At 41.4% G+C, this 8,338-nt stretch carries 4 protein-coding genes; 1 reads left to right on the top strand and 3 read right to left on the bottom strand.

The features are described from left to right. Positions 1-5: 5 nt before the first annotated feature. A complete protein-coding gene (gene hisS, locus QXF67_00870; GenBank protein MEM3060069.1) occupies positions 6-1,274 on the top strand; it encodes a histidine--tRNA ligase in 1,269 nt (422 codons plus the stop codon). Here hisS and QXF67_00875 read toward each other — a convergent pair. The 3 genes from QXF67_00875 to QXF67_00885 all read right to left on the bottom strand — a co-directional run bounded on the left by QXF67_00875 (position 1,249) and on the right by QXF67_00885 (position 8,140). Continuing rightward, positions 1,249-1,701 (bottom strand): SMC-Scp complex subunit ScpB, encoded by a 453-nt coding sequence (locus QXF67_00875; protein MEM3060070.1) that lies wholly within the window; start codon positions 1,699-1,701, stop codon positions 1,249-1,251. The two genes, hisS and QXF67_00875, sit on opposite strands and share 26 nt — an antisense overlap. Continuing rightward, a complete protein-coding gene (locus QXF67_00880) occupies positions 1,679-2,497 on the bottom strand; it encodes a segregation/condensation protein A (protein ID MEM3060071.1) in 819 nt (272 codons plus the stop codon). Before QXF67_00880 ends, QXF67_00875 begins: the two co-directional genes overlap by 23 nt. A gap of 96 nt (positions 2,498-2,593) precedes the next feature. Then, complete coding sequence (locus QXF67_00885; protein ID MEM3060072.1) at positions 2,594-8,140, bottom strand: PEGA domain-containing protein; 5,547 nt, start codon at positions 8,138-8,140, stop codon at positions 2,594-2,596. Between the last annotated feature and the right edge of the window lie 198 nt (positions 8,141-8,338).

Consider the following 8,338-nt stretch of genomic DNA (forward strand, 5'->3'; position numbering starts at 1 on the left):
ATTAGATGGTCAGTTTTGCACGGCCAAGAGGGATGAAGGACTTTTTTCCTTCAGAAATGAAAATCAGGGAACAAGTAATAGAGTCCATTAGAGAAACGTTTAGAACGTACGGCTATCTACCGTTTGACACGCCATCTGTGGAAAGATTGGATGTGCTGGAAAGAAAGGGAGGAGACGAGATAGAAGGACAGATTTTCAGAATTGAAGGAGACTTGGGACTGCGGTTTGATTTAACTGTGCCGCTTGCAAGAGTTTGTGGGGGCAATCAGTTCGTCCTACCATTTAAGCGTTATGCAATAGGGCCCGTGTGGAGAAGAGAGGAGCCGCAGAGAGGGAGGATGAGAGAATTTTATCAAGCTGATATAGATATTGTAGGTTCTGCTCGCCCAGAATGCGAAGCTGAACTTCTTTCCTGCGCAAATGATTGCATAGAGAGGTTGGGGTTTCAAAAGCCAAGGATAAGAATCAATTCAAGAAAAGTATTGGATTCTCTGTGCAAAAAGTTTATGATTGAGGACAAAAAAAAGAGTTGTCTCCTTCGCATACTTGACAAAAAAAACAAAGTTTCGGATGATCAAATAAAAAAAGAAATGATTGACTGTGGAATTTCCCAAACTCAGGTTGAGAATATCCTCTCGTTTATTGGAGCAAAGATGAAAAACGAGGAAGCTCTCGAAGCTGTTAGGCAGGTCGTAAACGGAAAGGAAGTTGCAGACGAGATTGAGAGAGTGTTGGCGCTTTGTAAGGATTACGGAATCTCCCCGGCGATAGATCTCTCCCTCGTGAGGGGTCTTGCATACTATACAGGAATGGTGTTTGAAATGGAGCTTGGTAGAGAGATTGGCTCGGTTGCTGGCGGAGGACGGTACGACAATCTGGTGGGGTTATTTGGACGTAATCTCCCTGCTGTTGGAATTTCTCTTGGCGTTGAGAGGCTTTGTACGCTGCTTGAAGAAAAGAAAGGAAGAGACGAATCTGTCACATACGCAAAGGTATATGTCGCAGCTGTAAGAGAGGAGTTTTCTTCTTATGCACGAAAAGTTGCTGTTAAGTTGCGCAGAAACGGTATCCCGTGCGAAACTGACACAATGGGAAGAAATTTAGCACGACAGATTGAATATGCTAAAAAGCTCGGGATTCCTTTTGTTATAATTGTTGGAGAGAAAGAGACGAAAGAGGATAAAGTCACTCTTCGGGAACTGGAAAGTGGAATGGAGAGAATGTTAAAAGTTGACGATGTAGGAGATGCTATTGAGGAGAAAAATAACTCTTAAACTTTGGGGTTACATAAAGCGCTGTTGTTCTTCCTGCCTTCTTCTGAATAATAAAGCCCTTATCAACCAATTCTTTGCAGTCTTTATATATCTGGCTTCCCAAAATTCCAAATAATTTTCTTTTTGTGATTCCATTTTTGTTGTGTATGAGGGCAAGAGTTTTGAGAGCATGTTTTGATATTTCGAGCTCTTGAGCAAATGACCTCACCTTTGGAAAGTACTCCCCTTTTACTGCCATTGCATACTTTTCCCCTTCGTTTATTATGCAAAGTGATGAAGAAGAGGACTGGTATTCACTTGCAAGCTCTTCTACAAGTGATTTTACAAAGCCTTTTGCAGGAGTTCCCAATAGTTTTGCAAGCTCGTCTAGGGAGAGGGCCCTTCCTGAAATGAAAAGCGCTGCCTCAATTATTCGTTTGCCTTCCATCTCCAAAACCCGCCGTTTTTTCTCTAGAAACTTTAACTTTTGATGGAAGCTCGATAAAAATCTCTCCAAAGAAGGTGTCCTGAGATATTCGGATTAATCTTTCCTGCGCAAGATGGAGAAGCGCAATGAAGCTAAATATTGTTTGCTCTCTGTTTTTTCCCTCAACTATTTGTGAAAACAGAGCCATATTTTCTGAATCGACGTTTTTTCTTATTTGTTGCAAGAGAGACTGCATTTCTCTGTCTATGTCAAACTCAGAAACAGGAAAAGAAAGAGTGGTAAGCTGATGCTTTTTTTTATCAAGCTCCTTCTCCTCCCTTTTTTTCTGTTTTGCAAAAACCTCCTCAAGCGCAGCAGTAAGCTCCTCAAGGGTGAACTTGCGCTTTGGGGGTATCCTCCCTGCAAGAAAAATCGGTGGTATCTCTTCAGCCTCAGTGATGCTTTCTTCCGATACCACTAAGGCTTCCTCTTCTAGAACCTCACCAATTTTAAATGCTTCGGCCTTTAGGCGCAAGAGGACTGAAGCAACTAGAATTACATTTGCAGGTATATGGAGGGATAGACGCTTAAGAGATTTTATTTTGGATATGTATGCTCCGCATAGGCGTTCTATGTCTATATCCCAAGGATCAAAACCACCCGAATAGACAAGCTCGTAGAGCATCTCTTTCCATAGAGGATTTGATGCAAGCTCTTCCAACTCTACGCTCTCTTTGGTAATAAGGGATGGTGACAGCTCGCTATATTGTGATGGCTTAATCTCCTCTGCAATTATTTCCTGTCCTCTGATCGCCATTGAGGATAAGATAAAAGAAAAGATATTAAAAAGGAGATGGTTGGCTTGAAAATTTTACTTAGATATTAGGTAGAGTCTATCCTTTTCGTATCCGAATTAAAGTAGAATCTCGTGAAAAGTGCCATCTTTTTCTTTTACACATAATTTGAACTCTGAGTTTGATTCACCTCTTATCGAAATAGAGTGAGTTGAATAAGTTAGAGAAGGACAAGAGCCCAGAGAGAAAGAAAGTGGCTCTCCAACAAGTGGATATGAGACAAATTGCGAAGCAAAATAGGCATCAGAGATTATTGCGGAGTGTAAAAATTTATCCGATTTATTTGGCGGAACGATATAGTAGATATACGTGAATGGTGAGACAGCATAGCGGTTTTGTGGAAATACCTGTCCGTCCCTGTTCAGGGGATAAAACGGAATTCTTTCGGCTTTCTCATGATTTGTTCCTGTGTAATTTGCATTTACCAAATAAATGCTTGCAAACAAGTTATTTGCATATGTTGAAGCAGAATCTAGAGAGGATAATAAGGTAGTTCCTATTATGGAATATGTCTCTGTCCCAGAGATAAATGCAGCCACCGCAAGTATTATTGCAATGAACACTACCAGTGCAATTGCCAAAACCCAATATGGCTTTTCTTCTATAAGCAACTTTCTTGATACAAACATTGCAACTGAACCAAATATCCCAAAAATCGAAATTGCATATAGAAGGAGGAGGGTGTTTAGCTCTATTACCATATACTCTGCATCAATTACTATGGGTTGCATTCCTACTACTGACGAAATAAGCATCAATCCTGAAGAAAATGCAAACAGAACGAAGGCAAGTAATTCATAGGCAAGTTCAAGCAGATTTAGCCTGTATGTTGGAAGAATGTGGCTTACCTTAATTCGAGGTACTGAGAGCTGGATTAGAGGCTTTGGGGGATGGACTTCTGGAACAACTATCCTTGGAAGTATTATTCTGATGTGGGGAAGGTAGAGATGAGGGATCTCAATTCTCATTTTTGGTACTCTGAAAACTGGTGCTCTAACCTTTATTTTTGGAATTCTTAATATAGGAACCCTTATAAGCGGTGCGTAGAGGTGGAACTGAGGTATTACAATGCGTGGTATGGGTATAGAGAGCCGTATGTGGGGGAGGTGAATAGGCGGAAGGGAGATACGAATTGAAGGCATGGATATGTGAGGAAGTACTATCACTCTCTGAGATGGAAGAGTTTGTGGCTCTCTTGCGACTGCTTCTGTGGTGTGGATTGGTTTGTAGGGTCTTAGTGAGATATATTGTGAAGTAAGGTAAATGACACTTACAATAAGTCCACCTGCAATTATGGACAAAACGGAATAGATGGCATCTATTTCAATTATATATTCTTGCTGCTCGATGCTAATGATACCTTCCTTGGTCTGGAAAAGGTATAATAATGAGACTGAAACAAGCAGAGCAACAAACATAATTCCATAAACGACTTTTGCCTGATGACTCCAGAAGACTTGTGCAAGATCTATTGTTGGAAAGAGTGGTTCCGGAGGAGCTTCTTCTACTTTTACTTCAAGCTTTCTCTTGGCTGCAATCTCAAGCTCTGGATAGTAGCGAACCTGAAGTGTGCTGACCTTGTGCTTTCTAAGTAAGATGACCATTAAAGCAAGCAACGAACCTACAGAGATTGCTGCAAAAAGAACAAGCACATATGCGGCTCCAAAGAGGACTGAGTAGTAGGGAAGCTGACTTGGGGATGGCGGCTTTGGAATAAGCGTTTTGGGAGGGGCGTTCTTTGCAGAGAGTTTAGAAGCCTTAGCAAGTTTTAGGGCTTCTTCATAGTTTCCTTTTGAAAATGCATATAATGCGTTGTTTAGCTCCTCATAAGCCTGTCTTGTCTCTTTTCCGGTGGCTTCGTTCAATGCTTTCTTTGCCTCTTCGATTTCCTTCTGCGCCTCCTGCTTGAGAATCAGAGGTGAAATGACGCATCTGTTATCGATGCACTCCTCACCTTCCTTGCAGTCAAGTGATGAGCAACATTCATAATTTATCCAAGTGTGATTAGCTGCATAGCCGCATTTTCCGCTTATTTGTAGACATCTACCCCAACTACAGTATTGATTATCTAAGCATTGAGAATCGTCATCGCATGAAGCTCGTATGCAAAATCCTCCTACGCATATCTCTCCTTTCTTGCAATCAGAATCTGCAAGGCAGGCTAGGTCAGGTAGTGTCTGGTTGAGGACGATCTGAACGCACTTTCTTCCCTCGCATAGGTATCCGGAAGGGCAGTCCAAACTTGAGAGACATTGGGGTTCTTCTTTTTCTTTGGTACAGCTTACACTATATATTCGTGAGAATGGGTAGAAATCTGTCTTTGAAAGCGAGAGAGAATACTGCCCTTGCGTTGGTGGAACAAAGGCTATCTTTCCATTTTTATCTGTTCTTCCTGAAGCAATTATATTTCCGCCAATTCGTCCTTCTTCTCTTATAGAGTAGGATGCATCTTGAAGCGGAGAACCAGCATACTCAACGATTATGACTGATTTTGTTCCCGCACAACCGATCCTTGCTACAACGCTGAATGTTTTGAGTGGTTCGCCTGGACAAATTCCGCAGTCCTCTGAGCAAGTGGCGCAATTTTCGCCTACAGAATAATGGCATACTCCGTCGCCGCAATAAGGCTTTATTACAATTAAGTATGCGGGGTCAGAAGATGTTTCAGTGAGAAGATAAATGTCATTTTCAAGTACCTTTGTTGCGTTTGCAACTATCCAACTTGACAGACATATGCTCTTCTCAAAATCCCACTTTGAGCATTTATAAAGAACTGCATTTTGTTCATCGCTTAAGGACAGATTGAGCCACGAATAGCTAAACGAAATATCTGCGTTTGTAAAGTTAAGTGATGTATTGAATGCTACCCCGCCCTTGAAGTTAAGGTCTCCAGAAGGAGCGTATGCGAAGAGGTCCATTTGCAGATTTCCGCCATTTTCTCTTGAGACGTTTATTTCCATAAACGTTATGTTGAAGCTCCCGTTAAAGCTCTTTGTCTTCAGGTCAAGAATAGACTCTGACAATTCAACTACAAAACTGGAATTTCCAAGAAGATTCTTAACTATTGCAGTAGAATTGGGGTATAAGAAGGTCATATTGACGTATAAATCGGATTGGTTTGCAGTTAGCGTTGAGAAGTGGAACTGTACAGGCTCGGAGACCTCAAAGTAGTCACTTGCATTTGCTGTGTTGCCGGCAGTATCATTTGCATAGAAGGTTATGTTATACCTCCCATAAATTTGCGGTGTGACGTAGGTTGTTGGTATTGAGCTTATTTCAACCATTGATGAGTTTGGAAGTGTGATGTTTGCCCACATCTTGTCAACCTGAACATTATCTGTTACAGTGGCGTAGAGATACACTTGAGATCCGTTTGAAGCGATTTTTGGAGTTATAGAAGTATCGACGACAACTGGGGGTGAAATATCATAAACAGAGATTGTTATGTTTATTATTTCTGTTCTAGTGTTTGACACAAAGCTTGAGTAATTAGTGGTATTGAAATCCACAAAGAAAGCATGGATGGTAAAGAGGTTGCCAGTTGCATTCACATTCCAGCTGAAGGTACATGATTCATCCTTTTTTAGAGAGGTACAGTTGGTCTGCGGATTCGGGCTTATTGTATAGAAAGGAATCGCTCCTTGGACGGTCGAGATTGCTCCTGTCTTTGTGGTAGGTAGGATTATGTTATCAGTTGTATTCTGACTCTTGTATTCGCTTGAGTTGCAGGATACCCTGAAAGTATAGGATGTATTCTCAGCCAATATAGAGTGGTTTTCATACAAAGAGCTTGTGGAATTGAAACTCATTTGGAGTGGCTCGGTGTAGGCTGAATCTGGATCTGCCTGCTTTTTGAATTGGATGATACAGGTTCCTTCTGAAGGGCCTATTACGTCTCCGACTTGTCCTTGCGTGTAGTTTGCCAAGAACTTTATTTCTTTGCCAGCTGCTCTGCTCTTCCCTCCATACGGCATTCTGGGATTTGTCTCGCTCCAGATAACCAAGTAAGACTCATTGAGAAGGCCACCGGCGTATCCTGAAAATGAAGAGACATTGAACTCAATGTATGTGGGATACTGAACAAAGGGAATTTGGGTTGCTTTCCACTCTGGACAGCTGAATGATTCTTGATCAAAGTTCGGACAGTGCAGAATAGCGTCTACTTTATCCTCTGTGGGTAGGATTATTTTTGCTGATTCGATAGTAATATTTGAAACAGCAACTACGTCGGTCTTTATTCGCGAATCGTCCACATAGTCTATAACGACTTTTACTTCACCAGGCACCACTCCATATAATTCTACTTTTGGTTGTGGCACGCTTTCAGCAATCCTGTAAAGGGCAGCTCTTTGTGGGGGGGAGATAGCTGAACCGGTAGTTGCTGCGTCCTGGCGCTTTACAAACGTAATGTTGAATTTTCCATCAGTTCCGTTTGTTATGGTATATTCCCCTCCCTTACTAGTATTTTTTAAGGTAAAGACAACTGTGAGTTGCTGAGAAACATTCTCAGTGGACTTGAGTATTTGGAGATTTACGTTTATGGAAGTATTCTGACCTAAGATAACTTCAACTGATGGAAGATAATAGGAAGCAAATCCGCTTTTTTCTAATCTTAGCGAGTAATTTGCTTCTGAGAGGTTTCCAATAACAAGCGGAGTCACGCCAATCGGACTTTCATTTAGATAGATGGTTGCGTTCTCAGGAGTTGAGTAAACCAAGATACTTCCATATTTTATCTGTTGGTTTTCTGCTGATATATTTTGTATGTGGTTTTGATCTTGTGTTTCTTTTTTGCTTATATTTACCTCTTCGCCAATCACGTTTAGTATCACAAAGCCTTCTTTTCTTTCATCTTCCGGCGTCTTTAGCTGGTGGATTAGATTACTTGCAAGCTCTGATATGTCATCAAGTATAGTTATATTTCCAAACAGCGGTAGTTCTATTGGATCAAGGGTCGCTTCAACTCCACCGCATTCCCCGCCAAGGCAAGTTACACGAGCAGTAAAGGTAAAGAATTCGCCTTGAACAACACTCGCATTTGATGAATGTGAAACAACGCTTGCCGCTAGGTGTCCCCAAGGTATGCTCCAATTGTTAGTTATATTTGCTGTGTTTCCATATTCATCTATGCATGAAGCTGTAAGATTGAAGTCGCCCGAATCGTTTATAGTATGATTTACCTCGGCAATCCAGTCAGTTAGAACAACGACTGTTGCATTTGATGTGTTGATCAAAGCAATTGTGTCTGGTTCATTTGTCAATAGATAGCTTGCGCGTACTATGTTGTTGTTAGGGTCAGTACAACTTAAAGAGATATTTACAATTTTTTCACCATAGACAAATTCCGTGCAGTTTTTGTATATGCCGGTTTCATTGGAACAAGTCAGATTGCTTATTTCAGGAATCTGGCCACCGGATATGTTTATTGAAAATATGGATTGCGCTCCGGTTGAGGAGAGACTGAATGAATTGTTGCAATAAGGTTGCCATGAATAATTGCCATTTGGGAGATTTCGCCATATTGTAAGATTTGAATTGTGCTGCGCTGGAGTGGATTCATTATAAGTGGTTCCGTTTATGATTACTGCGCAAGAGACTTCACCCACTGGATTTTCAACATAAAATGTGAAGTTGATAAGTGTGGTGTCTATGAAAAGGGAGTTATTCTCCGGATATAAGGGGGTCAATGATGGTGGTGCTGCTTGTGAGGAAGCTCTTGGTCCCCAGTCCTGGCCATATCCTGTCCAGTTTCCTCCCTGAGTTGAGGCTGACAGTGGATAGCCGCTTCCATAATCTCCCCAGCC

It is taken from the genome of Candidatus Anstonellales archaeon, from assembly GCA_038869735.1.
Lineage (GTDB): Archaea > Micrarchaeota > Micrarchaeia > Anstonellales > CG1-02-47-40 > JAWCQO01.

Coding starts and splice junctions, on each gene's coding strand:
- QXF67_00875 (MEM3060070.1), bottom strand. CDS start 1,701: ATGGAAGGCAAACGAATAATTGAGGCAGCGCTTTTCATTTCAGGAAGG.
- hisS (MEM3060069.1), top strand. CDS start 6: ATGGTCAGTTTTGCACGGCCAAGAGGGATGAAGGACTTTTTTCCTTCA.
- QXF67_00880 (MEM3060071.1), bottom strand. CDS start 2,497: ATGGCGATCAGAGGACAGGAAATAATTGCAGAGGAGATTAAGCCATCA.